The 16,603-nt window shown below is 59.8% G+C and carries 17 protein-coding genes; 7 read left to right on the top strand and 10 right to left on the bottom strand.

All coding sequences use genetic code 11. The annotated features are described in order from the left end of the window. Complete coding sequence (locus ICA15_RS20340; RefSeq protein WP_210554474.1) at window positions 1–1,596, bottom strand: FAD-binding oxidoreductase; 1,596 nt, start codon at window positions 1,594–1,596, stop codon at window positions 1–3. A gap of 209 nt (window positions 1,597–1,805) precedes the next feature. Here ICA15_RS20340 and ICA15_RS20335 point away from each other — a divergent pair, with 209 nt between their 5' ends. Together ICA15_RS20335 and ICA15_RS20330 are read left to right on the top strand one after the other, a co-directional pair. Further along, window positions 1,806–2,822, top strand: coding sequence for an AraC family transcriptional regulator (locus ICA15_RS20335; protein WP_042557556.1), 1,017 nt, complete (start codon window positions 1,806–1,808; stop codon window positions 2,820–2,822). A 573-nt stretch (window positions 2,823–3,395) separates the two neighbouring features. Continuing rightward, complete coding sequence (locus ICA15_RS20330; RefSeq protein WP_150604127.1) at window positions 3,396–3,761, top strand: DUF6124 family protein; 366 nt, start codon at window positions 3,396–3,398, stop codon at window positions 3,759–3,761. Window positions 3,762–4,028: 267 nt separating this feature from the next. Here ICA15_RS20330 and ICA15_RS20325 read toward each other — a convergent pair whose 3' ends face one another. The 7 genes from ICA15_RS20325 to ICA15_RS20295 form a co-directional block, all read right to left on the bottom strand. Next, window positions 4,029–4,397 carry a glyoxalase superfamily protein gene (locus ICA15_RS20325; RefSeq protein WP_210554473.1) on the bottom strand — a complete coding sequence of 123 codons (369 nt, stop codon included), beginning with the start codon at window positions 4,395–4,397 and terminating at the stop codon, window positions 4,029–4,031. A 150-nt stretch (window positions 4,398–4,547) separates the two neighbouring features. Beyond that, window positions 4,548–6,005: an N-acyl-D-amino-acid deacylase family protein gene (locus tag ICA15_RS20320; protein WP_210554472.1), complete on the bottom strand. Its 1,458-nt coding sequence runs from the start codon at window positions 6,003–6,005 to the stop codon at window positions 4,548–4,550. 1 nt (window position 6,006) lies between these two features. Further along, on the bottom strand, window positions 6,007–6,867 hold the full coding sequence (locus ICA15_RS20315; protein WP_042557552.1) for a MurR/RpiR family transcriptional regulator: 861 nt from the start codon (window positions 6,865–6,867) through the stop codon (window positions 6,007–6,009). Window positions 6,868–6,882: 15 nt separating this feature from the next. After that, the gene (locus ICA15_RS20310; protein ID WP_210554471.1) at window positions 6,883–8,232 is read right to left on the bottom strand and encodes a GntP family permease; all 1,350 of its coding nucleotides are present in this window, start codon (window positions 8,230–8,232) and stop codon (window positions 6,883–6,885) included. Window positions 8,233–9,042: 810 nt separating this feature from the next. After that, entirely contained in the window at window positions 9,043–9,936 is an 894-nt protein-coding gene (locus ICA15_RS20305) for an NAD-dependent epimerase/dehydratase family protein (RefSeq protein ID WP_210554470.1), read from the bottom strand. 103 nt (window positions 9,937–10,039) lie between these two features. After that, window positions 10,040–10,951 (bottom strand): LysR substrate-binding domain-containing protein, encoded by a 912-nt coding sequence (locus ICA15_RS20300; protein ID WP_210554469.1) that lies wholly within the window; start codon window positions 10,949–10,951, stop codon window positions 10,040–10,042. A gap of 127 nt (window positions 10,952–11,078) precedes the next feature. Next, a complete protein-coding gene (locus tag ICA15_RS20295; protein WP_210554468.1) occupies window positions 11,079–11,669 on the bottom strand; it encodes an NAD(P)H-dependent oxidoreductase in 591 nt (196 codons plus the stop codon). A 185-nt stretch (window positions 11,670–11,854) separates the two neighbouring features. Between ICA15_RS20295 and ICA15_RS20290 the strand changes: the two genes are divergently transcribed. Then, window positions 11,855–12,169, top strand: a complete 315-nt coding sequence (locus tag ICA15_RS20290) for a putative quinol monooxygenase (protein WP_210554467.1) — start codon at window positions 11,855–11,857, stop codon at window positions 12,167–12,169. Here ICA15_RS20290 and ICA15_RS20285 read toward each other — a convergent pair. Then, window positions 12,159–12,923, bottom strand: a complete 765-nt coding sequence (locus tag ICA15_RS20285; protein ID WP_210554466.1) for a sulfite exporter TauE/SafE family protein — start codon at window positions 12,921–12,923, stop codon at window positions 12,159–12,161. The two genes, ICA15_RS20290 and ICA15_RS20285, sit on opposite strands and share 11 nt — an antisense overlap. A 230-nt stretch (window positions 12,924–13,153) precedes the next feature. On the opposite strand from ICA15_RS20285, the gene ICA15_RS20280 reads away from it, so the two are divergent. From ICA15_RS20280 to ICA15_RS20265, 4 genes are all read left to right on the top strand, one after another. Further along, window positions 13,154–14,035, top strand: coding sequence for a LysR substrate-binding domain-containing protein (locus ICA15_RS20280; protein WP_210554465.1), 882 nt, complete (start codon window positions 13,154–13,156; stop codon window positions 14,033–14,035). A gap of 45 nt (window positions 14,036–14,080) precedes the next feature. Continuing rightward, the gene (locus tag ICA15_RS20275; RefSeq protein ID WP_150604137.1) at window positions 14,081–14,656 is read left to right on the top strand and encodes an NAD(P)H-dependent oxidoreductase; all 576 of its coding nucleotides are present in this window, start codon (window positions 14,081–14,083) and stop codon (window positions 14,654–14,656) included. A 48-nt stretch (window positions 14,657–14,704) separates the two neighbouring features. Next, complete coding sequence (locus ICA15_RS20270) at window positions 14,705–15,076, top strand: MerR family transcriptional regulator (RefSeq protein WP_210554464.1); 372 nt, start codon at window positions 14,705–14,707, stop codon at window positions 15,074–15,076. A 106-nt stretch (window positions 15,077–15,182) separates the two neighbouring features. Beyond that, the gene (locus ICA15_RS20265; protein WP_150617050.1) at window positions 15,183–15,533 is read left to right on the top strand and encodes a cupin domain-containing protein; all 351 of its coding nucleotides are present in this window, start codon (window positions 15,183–15,185) and stop codon (window positions 15,531–15,533) included. A 182-nt stretch (window positions 15,534–15,715) separates the two neighbouring features. Here ICA15_RS20265 and mmsB read toward each other — a convergent pair whose 3' ends face one another. Beyond that, a complete protein-coding gene (mmsB, locus tag ICA15_RS20260) occupies window positions 15,716–16,603 on the bottom strand; it encodes a 3-hydroxyisobutyrate dehydrogenase (RefSeq protein WP_150617049.1) in 888 nt (295 codons plus the stop codon).

Here is a 16,603-nt window from a genome sequence, read left to right as displayed (position 1 = left end):
TCACTCCGGCAACAGCGTGCCGGGGTTGAGGCGCCCGGCCGGATCGAAGTGCCGGCTCAGCGCCTGCAAGGTGTCCATCGCCAGCGCGCCTTTCTCGCGCAGCAGGTACGGCGCGTGATCCTTGCCCACGCCGTGCTGGTGACTGATGGTGCCGTGGTTGTCGACGATGGTCTGGCTGGCCGCGTGCTTGAGCGCCTGCCAGCGCGCCAGCGTCGCGGGGTAATCCGCCGCCGGGCGAAACACGTAGGTGGTGTAAATGCTCGACCCTTCACCGTAAACGTGGGACAGGTGAGTGAACACATGCACCCGCTCGCCTTCAGCGGCCAAGGCATCGCGCAGGCTGTTTTCGATGAGGTTGAGCAGGTTGTCGACATTGCTCCAGTCGGTGGCGGTTTCGAGGGTGTCGACCACGTAACCGGCGTTCCATAGGTTCTCGCGCAGGTAGGGGAAACGGAAGCGATTCTGTGCCCATTTCTTGCCGAGCAAGGTGCCGGTGAATACACCACCGAAGGCTTTGAGATGCTGCCGCGCTTGCCTCAGCGACAGCGCATTTTGCCGACGATTGCCGGTCACGCCGAAGGTTAGCAGGCACTTGCCCGCGCCTGCGCCGCGCATGCTCAGGTACTTTTCCAGCCAGGCGATCTGCTGCGGGTGACCGGCCAACGCCAGTTGCGTTTCGGTCTCCACCGCGTTGGACAGGCGCAACATCGACAGCGGCACGCGCGCCTGAGCCAATTGGCGGATGGCTTGCAGCGCTTTGGTCCAACTGGGCAGAAATACACCGTAGAAACGTTCATCGGCGGGCAGTGCGCTGACCCGCACCTTGACCTCGGAAATGATCCCGAAACGGCCCTCACAGCCCAGCACCACTTCACGCAGATCGGGGCCGGCAGCCGAGGCCGGGAACGTGGGTATTTGCAGAGGGCCGGCGAACGTTTCCAGCGTGCCCCCGGCGAACAATTGCTCGATCCGCCCATAACGCAGCGATTGCTGGCCGCTGGAACGGCTGGCAACCCAACCGCCCAACGTCGACAGCTCCCACGACTGCGGAAAATGCCCCAGCGTATAACCCCGTGCCCGCAGCTGACTTTCCACCTGCGGACCACTGGCACCGGGGCCGAACGTTGCCAGCAAGCTTTGTTCATTAAGGTCGATCAGACGATTCATCCGCGCCAGCGAAACCGTCACCACCGGCCGTGCGGAATCCGGCGGATTGATGTGCCCGGCCACCGACGTGCCGCCGCCGTAAGGAATCAGGCACAGGTCTTGTTCATGGGCGAGCACCAGCAATTGGCGAATCTGCTCGGCCGTCTCAGGGAACGCCACCCCATCGGGATAATTGCCCAACGTGCCTTCGCGCAACGCCAGCCAATCCGGCAGGCTCTGGCCGCGAGCGTGCAGTAACCGGTCATGAGCATCGACGCTGTACAACGTGTGAGCCCGCAACCGCGATTCAGGCACGCGGGCCAGCGCTGTTTCCAACGTCGCATCGGGCAGCGCTCGACCGTCGCCCAACCGTTCGGCGAGAAAACTCGCGCCCTGGGCCGGCAGTTCGACCACCGTGGTTGCATCTCCCCAGCCGTTCCAGCGTCGCATGCGTGTGTCCTTTTTCGGTTCTTATCAGCGATATTTCAGGCGTCCATACTAGTCGGCGGCCGAAAAGTGTCACGGTCGCATCCGGCCAGTTCGTGTAGCCAATTGAGTCAAACGTCGCGCAAGCGTCAGCCATTTACTTTAGCCGTGGTTTCAAATTACCTTTCAGGCATTCATCCGCTCATGCACGCTTTGATCAAGGGAATACGATCATGCAATCGCTCGGCTTCACCTCCGTTCCGCCGCTGCTCAAGTACCTGCGCCATGCCGAGCAATTGGGCATGGCCATCGAGCCTGCGTTGGCGGCGGCCGGGCTGCAGGCGCAGCAGTTGAGCGACAACACCCTGCGCTTGCCGGGTGAGGCGCATGAAAAGTTGCTCGATTATTTCTGCGAGCACTCGGGCGATCCGCTGTTCGGGCTCAACGCAGCGAATTTTGTGCTGCCCAATTCATGGAGCGTTTTGGGTTACATCACCATGAACTGCGCGACCCTGGGCGATGCGATGAGCCGCATCATGCCGTTCGAGAAGCTGGTAGGCGACATGGGCGTCAGCCGCGCCGAGGTGCAGGATGGCCAAGTACACCTGATCTGGACCTGCCGCTATCAGCGCCCACGGATTCGTCGGCATCTGGTGGAAAACGTCCTCGGTTCGTGGCTGCAATATGCGCGCTGGATTGCTGATACGCAGATGTCGCCAGCGGCAGTCTGGCTGGAACATTCGTGTCCTGACGAGGTGACGCTGGCGCAGTACGAAGCGTTTTTCGATTGCCCGGTACTGTTCGATCAGCCGTATTCGGCGTTGATTGTGCCGCCGGCGTATTTGCAGTTGCCGCTGCGTCAGGCCGATGCGCAATTGCTGCGCACGCTGGAAGAGCATGCAATGGGGTTGATGGCGACACTGGAGGATGCGTCGCTTGCGCAACAGGTGAAGAGCATTTTGCGTCAATTGCTCAAGGAGGGCCTGCCGCGCAAGGAGCAGGTGGCCGAGCATCTGGCTGTGTCGGTGCGCACGTTGCAGCGCCAATTGCATCAGGCGGGGACGTCGTATCAGCAGATTCTGGATGATCTGCGCCAGGAGTTGGCTGAGCACTATCTGTTGAACAGCACGTTGCCGATTCAGGATATTGCGCAGTATTTGGGGTTTACCGAACCGCGCTCGTTTCATCGCACGTTCAAGAGCCGGCGCGGGATGCCGCCAGGGGAGTTTCGGCAGACGCATCGGGGGTGATTTCGCGGGCCTCATCGCTGGCAAGCCAGCTCCCACAGGTTTCTCGGTGAACCACAAACTCCGTGTACGACTCGGTCACTGTGGGAGCTGGCTATCACAGGTTTCTCGGTGAACCACAAATTCTGTGTACGACTCGGTCACTGTGGGAGCTGGCTTGCCAGCGATGGCGTCAGTGGCCGCACCAAAAACCCGACAGGCAAATCCCAAATTCCCGATCACAATAAACATCTTTTAGCGCAGACGTTTAAGGACACTCAGCGTTACGCGAAACCACCCACAAATCCTTGCGCCGCTGCCTACGCCTAAGCCAGAATCCGCCGGCTTGTGCGCCCTGGCCTTGCTGCGTAACTTGGATCCGTCACTGATTTCCAGTGATCGGGTTTAGTAGCCCGGCATGTTTGGGGCGTATAGCTCATCAGATCGACAGGCCTTGCCTGAACGTTATGGTGGCTGTGCGCAGGGCGCCTTCGGGCGCGCCGGTTTCCCAGATCCCCGGTCTACTAACCTGCGCACAGCTGCCTCCACTTCTTTTAGTAGAGAAGCGGTGGCGAGCCCTCAATGAGGATCTGGTAAATGTTCAAAGTAACGCCAAACCCACCGCCCACCGACCCGGCCTCGCCCTACGAATCCCCCGATTCAAAGAAATTCCACGAAGCCGCCGAACGCGCCCTCGACCACTACCTCGGCCCACCAACCGCCGAAATCATGGCCGCGCCTTACAAACCCAACAAGTTGTACATGGCCAGCCCCGAGTCCGATAACGAATCCCTGCTGGTGGATGCCAGTGAAACGCTCGGCTCGGCCACCGTCATGCTTCAAAACCACGTCGCAATGGTGGAAGGCACCCACCGCAAAACCCTGCAAGGCATCGCTCAGGTGGTGATGCTGGCAGAGTTGGCGGTTAACCGAGTGTTGGACAGATTAGTGCCGACCGAGTAGCGAAAAAGCCCGCTGGCAGACCGTAGTGGTTTGGCAGTGGGCTTTTTGTTTGGGTGGCGATTTTTTACCCTCACCCCAGCCCTCTCCCGGGAGGAGAGGGGGCCGACCGAGGGATGCTGGCGAGTTACGCCGACCTGCAAATACCGCTGTGAATCCATAATCGCTGCAAATCTTTCAGGTCGATGTACAGCGCATGACACCTCGGTCAGTCCTCTCCCCTCCGGCAGAGGGTTAGGCGGGCGGCGTTCCGATGAGGGGCTCTTCAGCTCACACACAAATAGCGTTGGTAAACACCAACCGATTACCAAACGGATCGGCAATGGTCATGTCCTGACTGCCCCACGGCGTCGCCTGTATCTGCGGATGCGAAAACTTGTAGTCCTTGGCCACCAATTGCTGCTGAAACGCCTCAAGCTCATCGGTCTCGATGCGCAACGCCGAACCCGGCGAGGCATCGCCATGATGCTCGGACAGATGCAGCACGCATTCGCCACGCGACACTTGCAGATACAACGGGAAGTTCGCTTCGAAACGATGCTGCCAGTCGATCTTGAAACCGAGGAAGTCGACGTAGAACTCTACGGCTTTGGCTTCATCGAAAATCCGCAGGATCGGGGTGGTTTTGCCGAAGCTCATGGGGTGCTCCCTGACTGGTTGGCCCAAGAGTGTAGCCGGGCTGGATGTCAGCAATTCGGCTTGGGATGGAGTTTCTTTAATTGCACAGTGCCACTATGAGACGTAGATCAAAAGATCGCAGCCTCCGGCAGCTCCTACAGGAGTTTCCGATTAACTGAAACCTTTGCGCAAATCTCCTTCCCGCGCAAGAAAACGCCCTTCTCTCCTGCCATTCGCCTGACCATCGCTGTAACTCAAAACACCGTTGATCCATACCCCGTCAATCCCCTGCGCCGCCCGTTGCGGATCATGGAAATCCGCAACATCGCGCACGGTCGCCGGATCGAACAACACCAGGTCCGCCCAGTTGCCTTCACGAATCTCGCCTCTTTCCTTCAAGCCAAACCGCGCCGCCGACAGACCGGTCATCTTGTGCACCGCCGTGTGCAACGGAAACAATCCGACGTCACGACTGAAATGTCCGAGTACCCGTGGGAAAGCGCCCCACAGGCGTGGGTGCGGGAACGGGTCTTCCGGCAGTCCGTCAGAGCCCACCATCGACAGCGGATGCGCGAGGATTCTTCGTACATCCGCCTCGTCCATGCCGTAGTACACCGCGCCCGCCGGTTGCAGGCGTTTGGCGGCGTCGAGCAGCGGCACGTTCCATTCGGTGGCGATGTCGATCAGGTCGCGGCCGCTGACTTGCGGGTGCGGCGTCGACCAGGTGATGGTGATGCGGTGGGCATCCGTGACTTGTTTCAAATCCAGCGTCGAGGAACTCGCCGCATACGGATAGCAATCGCAGCCGACCGGATGGGTTTTCGCTGCCTCTTCCAACGAGGCGAGCAACTGCGGACTGCGCCCCCAGTTGCCGACACCGGCACACTTGAGGTGGGAAATGATCACCGGCGATTTGGCGTGGCGACCGATCTGAAACGCCTCATCCATCGCCTCCAGCACCGGGGCGAATTCGCTGCGCAGATGAGTGGTGTACACCGCACCGAATGCCGTCAGTTCTTCGGTCAGTTGCATGACTTCATCGGTGGAGGCGTTATAAGCGCTGGCGTAAGCCAGACCTGTGGATAAACCAAGAGCGCCAGCCTCAAGACTTTCGCGCAACTGCTCGCGCATCGCGGCGATTTCGGCAGGGGTTGCGGTGCGAAACAGGTCGTCGAGGTGATTGCTGCGCAGCGCCGTGTGACCGACCAACGCGGCAACGTTCAACGTGGTGTTGGCCGCTTCGATCGCCGCGCGGTAATCGCTGAAGCGTGGATAAACAAACGCCGCTGCGCTGCCGAGCAGGTTCATCGGGTCGGGAGGATTGCCTTTCAAACTGACCGGCGAGGCGCTGATTCCACAATTGCCGACGATCACCGTGGTCACGCCTTGGCTTAGCTTTGGCAACATCTCTGGCTGACGGATGACCACGGTGTCGTCGTGGGTGTGCACGTCGATAAAACCCGGCGCCAGCACGCGGCCGGCAGCGTCGAATTCTTCGGTGGCCTGGGCATCGCGCAGGTCGCCGATGCGCTCGATTCGACCGTTGAGAATCGCCACGTCAGCGCTATAGCCGGGCGTGTTGCTGCCATCGATGATCAGGGCGTTGCGAATCAGGGTGTCGTACAGCATGTCAGTCTCCCAGCGGCAGGTGATCGTCGCCGCCACGGTATTCGTCGAGAGCGAGTTTGATGCGCCGCAGACGTTCTTGATTGTCTTCAGGACTGGCCAGCGCCAGCTCGGTCGCGAGCACGTCGATGGCAAGCAACATGCCGTAGCGCGCCGCCGTCGGTTTGTAGATGAACGAGGTTTCTGCGCCTTGCAGCGGCAGGACGATGTCGGCCAGTTCCGCCAGTGGCGAATCGGCGCGTGTGATGGCGAGGATGCGCGCGCCGTAGTTGCGCGCCAGTTCGACGGTCTCCAGCAGCTCCGGGGTGATGCCGGTCAGCGAGCAGACGATGACGACCTGTTCGGCGTTGAGGCTGGCGGCGGTGACGCGCATCATCACCGCGTCGTGGCAGACCGCAATCGGATAGCCGAGCCGTACCAGACGCACCTGCAATTCATCGCTGCACAAGGTCGAGCAGCCGCCCATGCCGAAGGCGTGAATCATCCGCGCCTGGCCTAGCAACTTCACCGCATCGGCGAAGCGTGATTCGTCGAACCCGGCCAGATGCTGACGCAGGGTGGTTTCGATATCGCCGACAATCTGGCCATAAAACGCCGACTGTTCAGGCGTGCCCGCCGGGTCGAGAAAACGACTGCCCACGCCGCTGGCCTGGGCCAGTTGCAGGCGCAGATCACGCAGGTCGCGGCAACCGACGGTACGGGCAAATCGCGACAATGTGGCGGTGCTGACTTCGGCACGTTGCGCCAGATCTTCGAGACTGGCGGAGGCGGCAAAGCCGACGTCGTCGAGCATCAAACGGGCGATGCGGCCCTCGCCGGCGCTGAAGGAATCCTGACGGGCGCGGATCTGGTAGAGGATGTCCATGGCGACGGGCTCCGGTTACAGCAGGTAAGAAAGGCCGACGGTCAGACCGAAAGCGACCAGCGAGATCAACGTCTCAAGCACGGTCCAGGTCTTGAACGTCTGCGCGACCGTCATGTTGAAGTATTCCTTGATCAACCAGAAGCCGCCGTCGTTGACGTGGGAAAAGATAACCGACCCGGCGCCGGTCGCCAGCACCAACAGTTCGGGGTGTGGATATCCCAGACCAATGGCCACGGGGGCGACCACGCCGGACGCGGTGGTCATCGCCACGGTCGCCGAACCGGTAGCGATACGCATCAGCGCGGCAAATAGCCAACCCATGAGCAGCGGCGACAGATGAAATTCATGAGCGAGACCGACGATTTGATCGGTCACGCCGGCGTCGACCAGTATCCGGTTCAAACCACCGCCCGCCCCTACCAGCAAGGTGATGCTGGCGGTCGGTGCCAGGCATTCATTGGTGAATTTGAGGATCGATTCGCGGTTGAAACCTTGGGCGATGCCCAGCGTCCAGAAGCTCAGCAACGTCGCCAGCAACAGCGCAATCACCGAGTTGCCGATGAACAGCAGGAACTGGTTGAAACCGCTGCCCGGCGTCGAAATCAGGTTGGCCCAACCACCGATCAACATCAGCACCACCGGCAGCAGAATGGTCGCCATGGTGATGCCGAAGCTCGGCAGCTTGTCGCGTGGTTCGCGGTCGAGGAATTGTTTTTCCAGCGGGTTATCCGCCGGCAACTGAATGCGCGGCACGATGAATTTGGCGTACAGCGGGCCGGCGATGATCGCCGTGGGAATCCCGATGACAATCGCATACAACAAGGTCTGCCCGACCGACGCCTGATACGCCTGCACCGCCAGCATTGCGGCCGGGTGCGGCGGCACCAATGCATGCACCACCGAGAGGCCGGCAACCATGGGCAAACCAACCATCAGGATCGACACACCCACCCGTCGCGCCACGGTGAACGCAATCGGCACCAGCAACACAAAACCGACTTCGAAGAACAGCGGCAGCCCGACCAGAAACGCGATGCAGACCATCGCCCAGTGCGCGTTCTTCTCGCCGAACTTATCGATCAACGTGCGCGCCATCTGATCCGCGCCACCGGACTCGGCCATCATCTTGCCGAGCATCGTCCCCAGCGCCACCACCAGCGCAATGTGCCCGAGCGTCTTGCCGACCCCGGCCTCATACGCCCCCACCACACCCGACGGCGGCATCCCCGCCACCAGTGCCAGACCAATGGAAATCAGCGTGATGACAATGAACGGATTGAGCCGATAACGGGCGATCAAGACGATCAAAGCGATGATGGCCACGGCGGCATAAACCAGCAGCCAATAGCCGAAAGAAGGCGTCATGCGGTACTCCTCGAAAGGGTCACGTTCGAATGGGTTGTGAAACTCATAAATCATTTCGAGATCGAGATTTCAAACCGCATGAAAGTAATTTTCGTGGAGAGGCAAGGCGTGTCGCGGATGGATATGTCTTGTCGTGATTAATGAAAATTGGGGGGCGAGATTTTCATGCTCTTTTGCCAAACACAAAATCCTGTGGGAGCTGGCTTGCCAGCGATGGCGGCGGCACGTTCAACATAGATGCTGGCTGGTCGACCGCTATCGTTGGCAAGCCAGCTCCCACAAGTTGATCGAGTTTCTTCAGGTGGAATGCGGACAACCTGTAGGAGCCAGCCTGCTGGCGATGGCGTTGTCACATTCAACATCTCTGTCGACTGATCCACCGCTTTCGCGAGCAAGCTCGCTCCCACAGTTTGATCAAATTTTTTCAGACAGAAAGCGGACAACTTGTGGGAGCTGGCTTGCCAGCGATGGCGGCGTCATGTTCAACATAGATGCTGGCTGGTCGACCGCTATCGCTGGCAAGCCAGCTCCCACAAGTTGATCGAGTTTCTTCAGGTGGAATGCGGACAACCTGTAGGAGCCAGCCCGCTGGCGATGACATTTTCACATTCAACATATTTGTTGGCAGACACACCGCTTTCGCGAGCAAGCTCGCTCCCACAGTTTGATCAAATTTCTTCAGACAGAAAGCGGACAACTTGTGGGAGCTGGCTTGCCAGCGATGGCGGCGTCATGTTCAACATAGATGTTGGATGATCAGCCGCTATCGCCAGCAGGCTGGCTCCCACAGGTATTGTGGTGTTGAAAGAATCACACCATTTCGTTACGAATCCATTCAACCACTGACGTGCGTTTCGGCGTCCAGCCCAGCAGTTCGCGGGCGTGTTTGCCGCGTACCCGGCTGTTGGAGCCGAGGCCGTAGTTGGCCATTTCATAGCCCCACTCGGCTTCGGCATCCGGAAGTGGCCAGTCTTGTGGCTGGCCCAGATTCAGGGCTTCGGCCATGGCGGTGGTCATGTCGATGAACGACGCTTCGCCGCTTTCGACAAAGTAGAACGTGCCCGGGACGTTCTTGGTCAGCGCCAGCAGGTACAGGGCGACGACGTCTTCGATGTGTACGTTGGACCAGATGTTCTGGCCCGTGCCGACGTGGCGCACCACAGCGCTTTTGCGCGCCTGTTTCAGCAAGCGCGGCAATTGCACGCTGTCGCGGTTGACGCCCAGGCTGTGGCCGTAGATCAGGGTGTTGCAGATGACGGCCGAGTTCACGCCGTCCTTCGCTGCGGCGAGGATCAGGTTGTCGATCGCCACGCGTGCGGCTTTGTCGACGGTCGGCTCGGGGAGGTTGTCTTCGTAGTAGATGACGTCGCTCGACTTGCCGCCGGATGCATCACCGACGATGCTCGAACCGCTGGTGTGCAGGAACACTTTGTTGGAGCCGCGCAATGCATCGAGCAAGGCCTCAACCGCGGCACGATGGTCGCTGCTGGCGGCGTTGATCACTGCGTCGGCGGCGCGGGCCTGTTCGGCGAGCAGTGTTTGGTCGTCGAGGGTGCCGATCACCGGGGTGATGCCCAGTGTTTTGAGTTCATCGGCCTGTTCGGCGCTGCGCACCAGACCCGTGACGTTATGCCCGGCCTGAACCAGACCGGTAGCGATGGAGCCGCCGATAAAACCGGCAGCGCCGGTGACGAATACGTTCATGGAGAAACTCCCTGCGTGAGTAAGTGATGGAACGAGTATCGACCGACGACGGCAGCCGAAAAACCCGCGCTCGCCCAAATCACTGTTGCGCAGAGGTCACGAATCAACCTTTGAAATCGGCGCTGGCGTAGGCTGCGAGTTTGCTCTGGATAAAGTCGAGGAAGCACTGAATGCGCAGCGCCAGTTGCGAGTTACGGTAGTACACGGCGTTGATCGGTTGGCGATAACCGCTGTTGAATTCCGCCAGCACGACCTTCAAACGCCCGGCGCGGATGTCGTCGATGGTCATGAAGTGCGACAGGCAGGCGATGCCCTGCCCTTCCAGCGCCAAGTGCCGAACGGTTTCGCCGCTGGAGGCGCTGATGGCCGGGGTGATGGGCCAGCGGTCACCGTGCACGTAACGCAACGGCCACTGATTGAGGCCTTCATTCTGGGTGAAACCGAGCAAGGTGTGCTCGCTGAGGTCGGCCACTTGCAGCGGCGTGCCGTGGGTTTTCAGATAGGCAGGGCTGGCGACGATCAGCAGCGGACTGCAACCCAGCGACCGCGCATGCAGTGTCGAATCGGCGAGGGTGCCGATGCGAATGGCGATATCGGTACTTTGTTCCAGCAGGTCAATGATCAGGTCATTGCTGTTGAGTTCGAGCTGGATGTCCGGGTAGAGCCGGCGGAATTCGTCGATGTAGGGCACGACGGCGTGCAGCATGAACGGCGACGCGGCGTTGATCCGCAGGCGTCCGGACGGGGTTTGCTGGCGTGAGGACAGGCGTTCTTCGAGTTGCTCCATCTGATCGAGAATCAGCTTGGCCTGCTCAAAGAAATACTTGCCCTCCTCGGTCAGGTCCATGCGCCGCGTGGTGCGGTTGATCAGCGTGGTATCAAGCTTGGCTTCCAGCCGCGACAGCGTGCGACTGACCGCCGACGGCGTCTGTCCGACCTGCTCGGCAGCGGCGGAAATCGAACCGCACTCGATCACACAGACGAAAATCTGCAACTCATCGGATCTGGCTTTCACGGGTGTCCTCTTTGAAATCGCCAAGATCGCAGCCTTCGGCAGCTCCTACAGTGAAATGCGTTCCCCTGTAGGAGCTGCCGAAGGCTGCGATCTTTTGCTGTTACAACCGATAGTAGCCCGAAACCACTCAAGCCTTGAGGCCAAACACCTCACTCAAATGCTGCTCGTAGCGCGCCACATCATTTTCAATGTTCGGACGTTTCATCACATCGACACATAGAAACGTCGGTAACCTGGTCATGCCCAGAAACTCGTTAGCCTTGTGAAACGGGAAGTACACCGCATCCACGCCCTTGGCTTCAAAGAAGTCAGTCGGGTCATCAAACGCTTGCTGCGGCGCGTTCCAGGTCAGCGACAGCATGTATTGCTTGCCTTGGACCAGACCACCACTTCCGTACTTCTGCGACGCATCGGAACGGGTGCGACCATCGCTGGCGTAGAGGCTGCCGTGGCCTTCGGTGAAGACTTCGTCAATGTACTTTTTTACCGTCCACGGCGCGCCCATCCACCAGCCCGGCATCTGATAAATGATCACGTCGGCCCAGAGGAATTTGGCGACCTCTTCAGCGACGTCATAACCCTCGTCGATGAACGTCGTTTTGACGTCGACACCGCCGCGATCCAGCACGCTCAGCGCAGCTTCGTGCAGGGTGGTGTTGTAGCGACCGTCAGAATGGGCGAATTTCTTACCGCCATTGAGTAACAAAACTTTTTTCATGAGAAAGCCTCGGCGCAGCCACTGGGCTGGAGGGAGAAGGGAAAAATGGAATGGCGGCAGATTAACGATCCGCCTCGCGCGGAATAAGCCGTGGTTGCGCAAAATACATTTGATTAAAACGCACGAATCTGACGCAGATTGTTGCCGTAGGATTGGCCGCCATCTGAACTTGAGGAGTTTTATCGATGAGTGAACGCCAGGGTTTCATCCTGCACGCCAAGACCCGTCCGGAAAAAGCCGCGGCTTTCGAAGCGCTGTTCCGCGCCTATGTCGAGCCAAGCCGCGCCGAGCCGGGCTGCATCGAATACCACATGCTGCGCGATAAAGAAGATCCGACGCTGTTCATCTTCTACGAGATCTGGGAATCCCAGGCGCATCTGGATGTGCACTCGAACCTGCCGCACATGAAGGAGTTTTCCGAGCAGCGCATGGACTATCTGGAGCGGGATTTCGACATTCGCGCGATCGACATGCTCAGCGAATCTTCGGCTAGCCGCTGACCAGCAAGTGGGCGCCGAGCGCGCCCAGACCGATGAAGAACACCCGCTTGAACAGCACCGCGCTGATTCGCTGACGCAGCCATTGGCCGAGCAACATGCCAAGCACTGCCGGAACCAGCGCCAGCAGCGAAGCGCTCAATTCGCCGCCACCCAACGCGCCACGCCAGAGCAAGCCGCCGGCCAGCGCCAGGGTCGAGACGGTGAACGACAGCCCGAGCGCCTGCACCAGTTCATCGCGATTCAAGCCTAGCGCTTGCAGGTATGGCACTGCGGGAATCACGAAGACCCCGGTGGCCGAGGTGATGATGCCGGTGATCGCCCCGCAGACCGGGGCGAGCCATGGCTCATGGCGCGGGTGTATGTGCAGCGTCGGCAGCAACAACCCGCTCAACGCATACAGCAACAGCGCCGCCCCCAATCCGCGCACCACCCAATGTCCTCCGGCCATGCCGATCCACAATGTGCCGATAGCGGTGCCGAGGAAGATCATCAAGAGCATCGGCCAGAGGCGTTTGATCAATCCTTTCAAGTGACCGCCGAACGCCAATTGCCAGACGTTGGTTAACGTTGCCGGGATAATCAGTAACGCGGCAGCCTGTGTTGGCGCCATAGCCAGACCGAGCAGCCCCATGGCGACGGTGGGCAGGCCGAGGCCAATGACGCCTTTGATCAGACCGGCGAGCATGAAGGTGGCGATGACCAGCAGGGAAAGGGTCAGGCCGAGGTTCTGGTAGAAGCTTGCGAGTGTGTTCATGGCGCAACTGTGCGCCAGATGAGTCGGGCTGGAAATCTGCCATATACTGAGGCTGCCTCTTTCATTACAAGAGGCTTATAAATTCATTAAGGCAACTGGCCCCATCGCTGGCAAGCCAGCTCCCACAGGTTTATCGGTTGCATTCAAAACCTGAGTACACACAAAACCCTGTGGGAGCTGGCTTGCCAGCGATGGGGTCTATCCATAAACCACAAAACCAGAGGCTGCCCATGCACTTCGACCTCACCGACCTGCGCCTCTACCTGCAAATCCTCGACACCGGCAACATCACCGCCGGCGCCGCCCGCAGTCATCTCTCGCTCGCGGCGGCCAGTGCGCGAATTCGTGCGATGGAAGCCTCACTCGGCGCTGACTTTCTGGAACGCGGTCGCCGCGGTGTCACCCCGACGCCGGCCGGCAAAGCGTTGGCCCACCACGCACGCATCCTCCTGCAACAAGCCGAACGCATGCAGCAGGATCTCGCCGAATACGCGCAAGGCGTCAAAGGTCAGGTGCGGTTGTTGTGCAATACCACCGCAATCACCGAGTACCTGCCGGAAGTGCTCGCGGACTTCTTGCGCAGCCATCCCAATCTCGACATCGATCTGCAAGAGCTGCCCAGCGCCCGTATCACCCACGCCTTGCGACAGGGGGCGGCGGATCTTGGGATTGTTTCCGACGCGGTCGACACCAGCGACCTGCAAGCCCAGCCCTTTCGCGACGATCCGCTGGTACTGATTCTGCCGCTGGATCACCCGTTGTCTGACGCCGTCGAGGTCAGTTTCAGTGATGCCTTGCGCTACGACTTCGTAGGACTGAGCGCCGACAGCGCATTGGCGATCTATCTTGAAGAACAGGCTTTGCACAGCGGCTCGCGCATGCAGATCCGCATCCGCGCCGACGGTTTCGACGGCGTGATGCGCATGGTTGGCCACGGCGCCGGAGTGGCGATCGTGCCGCTGGCTGCCGTCGAGCGCGCAACGCCACGCTCATTCAAAAGCGTTGCCCTCGACGAGCCTTGGGCACGCCGCACGTTGATGCTCTGCGCCAGAGATTTCAGCGCGCTGCCGAGTTACGCCAAAGCACTGCTGAAAGCCTTGACTCTCCCCTAAGGGGCAGACTTCATCCTTGGCCTTTTTACAGCAAGGACGATGACCATGGGCAAACGCATTCTGCTGATTCTCGGCCATCCTTCTACCACGAGTTTTTGCGCTGCACTTGCTGAGCGCTACGCTCAATCAGCACTCGATGCCGGACACGAAGTGCGCCAGTTGCGCCTGGGCGAGATGGTTTTCGACCCGGTGTTGCGCGACGGTTATCAACAGATCCAGACGCTGGAAGATGACTTGAACGCGGCACAATCCGACATCCTCTGGGCGGAACATCTGACGCTGGTTTACCCGATCTGGTGGGGCGGTATTCCAGCGCTGCTCAAAGGTTTTTTTGACCGGGTGTTGCTGCCGGGGTTTGCTTTCAAATACCGAAAAGGCAAAGCGTTCCCCGACAAGTTGTTGAATGGCCGCACCGCGCATTTGCTGGTGACCATGGACACACCACCCTGGTATTACCGCTTGATCTATCGCATGCCCGGACTGCATGAAGTACGCAAGACTACCCTCCAATTTTGCGGGATCAAACCACTGCGCACCCTCACGTTCGGCCCGGTGCTCGGCTCAACCGATCAGCAACGAAGAAGCTGGTTGCAACAGGCTCAGGCTATCGCCCGCCGCTGAGTCTGCCGATAATGCGCCGCGCTGTTACTTGTTGAAAAAAGGACTTTTATGTACATCGGCCAAGCCGCGCAACGTTCCGGCACCACCATCAAAAGCATCCGTCACTACGAGTCGATCGGTCTGTTGCCCACACCCCGGCGACAGGGTAACTACCGCCTCTACGATCAGCAAAGTGTCGAACTGCTGATCTTCATCAAGTGCGCCAAAGACATGGGTTTTCGGCTCAAGGAGTTGCAGGCGATCTTCTCCGGACATCACGGTGAAGCGATGCCGTGGGCGTTGGCACAACAAGCCATAGAAGCGAAAAAAAGCGAGATCAATCGCACCATGGCCGAGCTCACGCGCCAATACGTGCAACTCGAAGGGTTCGAAGTCGAGCTGGAGCGAGCCAGAGTCGAATGCCCGCTGGAGAAACTCTAACGATCTGCGCGTTTCTGAGCAGCTCGATGTCGAGCACAGACAACTGACCGGCGACCGGGCGCTATAGGGTGCGACTTCAGTTCATAGCCCACAGCCCGGAGTTCTCATGACCGCGACCGCCCCTATCACCGTTCTGCGCGATACCCATCCGCTGCCGGTACTCGACGCCTGCAAATGGGAAAAACTCGCAGGCGACCCGCACACCGTCAACCTCAACGCCTACACCAGCGAAGACGGCAGCAAGATCATGGGCACCTGGATCTGCACGCCGGGCAAGTGGCGCGTCGATTATGTGAAGTGGGAGTACTGCCATTTCCAGGAAGGCTACTGCGTGATCACCCCCGACGGCATGGAACCCATCCACCTGCGCGCTGGCGACATCTTCGTGGTTGAGCCGGGGATGAAAGGCACGTGGGAAGTGGTCGAGACGGTGCGCAAATATTTCGTGTTTGCCTGATGCAAAAAAGCCGGGGAACCACCCGACGTGGTTTCCCGGCAACACTTACTACATTCTGATTGGCACTACATGCGTGACACCTGAGCACGCGTTTTAACTGACGCAATGCAGGGGGCGCTTCGCGCCCCATCGGGGATAAATCCCCTCGCCACAAAGAACCTCACCACAGCCTTATTGAACAGTTATTGCGGCTTGCGATAGCTGTTGATAATCGCCGAGAAATCTTTCCCCCCTTCCCCGCGCTGGCTCATCGCCTGGTACAACTGCTGCGCCACCGCGCCGAGCACCACGGGCTGATGTGCCTGACGCGCCGCTTCAGTGGCAAGGCCCAGATCCTTGAGCATCAGTTCCGCACCGAAACCACCGGTATACCCACGTGAGGCCGGCGCCGTTTCGACGATGCCCGGCCATGGGTTGTACATTTCCGAACTCCAGCAACGCCCGGTCGAACTGTTGATGATCCCGGCCAGCACCGACGTATCGATCCCCAGCGCATCGCCCAGCGCCATCGCTTCACTGACGCCGACCATCGAAATCGCCAGCAGCAAGTTGTTGCAGATTTTGGCGATCTGCCCGGTGCCGACTTCACCGCAATGAACGATGTTGCGGCCCATTTGCGCCAGCACCGGTTGCAGGGTGGCGAACAGTTCCGGCGTGGCGCCGACCATGAAGGTCAGGGTCCCGGCAGTCGCACCGCCCGTACCGCCGGACACCGGCGCATCGGCCATGGCCACGCCTTGTTTGGCGGCAGCCGCGGCGACGTCACGAGCAGTCTGCGGATCGATGGTGCTGCAATCCACCGCCGGCACGCCTTTGCCGATGCCAGCGAGAACACCGTCTTCACCGAGCCAGACGCTGCGCACGTGCACGGCGGCCGGGAGCATGGTGATCACCAGTTCGGCGTCCTCGGCAGCCTCGCGGGCCGAAGCGCGGATGGTGCCGCCCATCTGCTCCAACTCTGCCAACACGGTTTTGTTCAAGTCGACCAGGTTCAGCGAATGGCCAGCCTTGATCAGGTTGCGCGCCATCGGCGCGCCCATGTTGCCCAGACCGATAAATGCGATTTTCAT

This window comes from Pseudomonas sp. P116 (assembly GCF_020149425.1).
In the GTDB taxonomy this organism is placed as follows: Bacteria; Pseudomonadota; Gammaproteobacteria; order Pseudomonadales; family Pseudomonadaceae; genus Aquipseudomonas; species Aquipseudomonas anatoliensis.
The sequence above is the reverse complement of the archived record's forward strand: the minus strand, read 5'-3'. Positions and strand labels throughout refer to the sequence as shown.

Excerpts from the sequence above, each read along its gene's own strand:
- ICA15_RS20310 (WP_210554471.1), bottom strand. The coding sequence starts at position 8,232 with ATGACGCCTTCTTTCGGCTATTGGCTGCTGGTTTATGCCGCCGTGGCC.
- ICA15_RS20295 (WP_210554468.1), bottom strand. The coding sequence starts at position 11,669 with ATGAAAAAAGTTTTGTTACTCAATGGCGGTAAGAAATTCGCCCATTCT.
- ICA15_RS20265 (WP_150617050.1), top strand. The coding sequence starts at position 15,183 with ATGACCGCGACCGCCCCTATCACCGTTCTGCGCGATACCCATCCGCTG.
- ICA15_RS20290 (WP_210554467.1), top strand. The coding sequence starts at position 11,855 with ATGAGTGAACGCCAGGGTTTCATCCTGCACGCCAAGACCCGTCCGGAA.
- ICA15_RS20280 (WP_210554465.1), top strand. The coding sequence starts at position 13,154 with ATGCACTTCGACCTCACCGACCTGCGCCTCTACCTGCAAATCCTCGAC.
- ICA15_RS20285 (WP_210554466.1), bottom strand. The coding sequence starts at position 12,923 with ATGAACACACTCGCAAGCTTCTACCAGAACCTCGGCCTGACCCTTTCC.
- ICA15_RS20325 (WP_210554473.1), bottom strand. The coding sequence starts at position 4,397 with ATGAGCTTCGGCAAAACCACCCCGATCCTGCGGATTTTCGATGAAGCC.
- ICA15_RS20275 (WP_150604137.1), top strand. The coding sequence starts at position 14,081 with ATGGGCAAACGCATTCTGCTGATTCTCGGCCATCCTTCTACCACGAGT.
- ICA15_RS20335 (WP_042557556.1), top strand. The coding sequence starts at position 1,806 with ATGCAATCGCTCGGCTTCACCTCCGTTCCGCCGCTGCTCAAGTACCTG.
- mmsB (WP_150617049.1), bottom strand. The coding sequence starts at position 16,603 with ATGAAAATCGCATTTATCGGTCTGGGCAACATGGGCGCGCCGATGGCG.
- ICA15_RS20315 (WP_042557552.1), bottom strand. The coding sequence starts at position 6,867 with ATGGACATCCTCTACCAGATCCGCGCCCGTCAGGATTCCTTCAGCGCC.
- ICA15_RS20330 (WP_150604127.1), top strand. The coding sequence starts at position 3,396 with ATGTTCAAAGTAACGCCAAACCCACCGCCCACCGACCCGGCCTCGCCC.
- ICA15_RS20320 (WP_210554472.1), bottom strand. The coding sequence starts at position 6,005 with ATGCTGTACGACACCCTGATTCGCAACGCCCTGATCATCGATGGCAGC.
- ICA15_RS20340 (WP_210554474.1), bottom strand. The coding sequence starts at position 1,596 with ATGCGACGCTGGAACGGCTGGGGAGATGCAACCACGGTGGTCGAACTG.
- ICA15_RS20270 (WP_210554464.1), top strand. The coding sequence starts at position 14,705 with ATGTACATCGGCCAAGCCGCGCAACGTTCCGGCACCACCATCAAAAGC.
- ICA15_RS20305 (WP_210554470.1), bottom strand. The coding sequence starts at position 9,936 with ATGAACGTATTCGTCACCGGCGCTGCCGGTTTTATCGGCGGCTCCATC.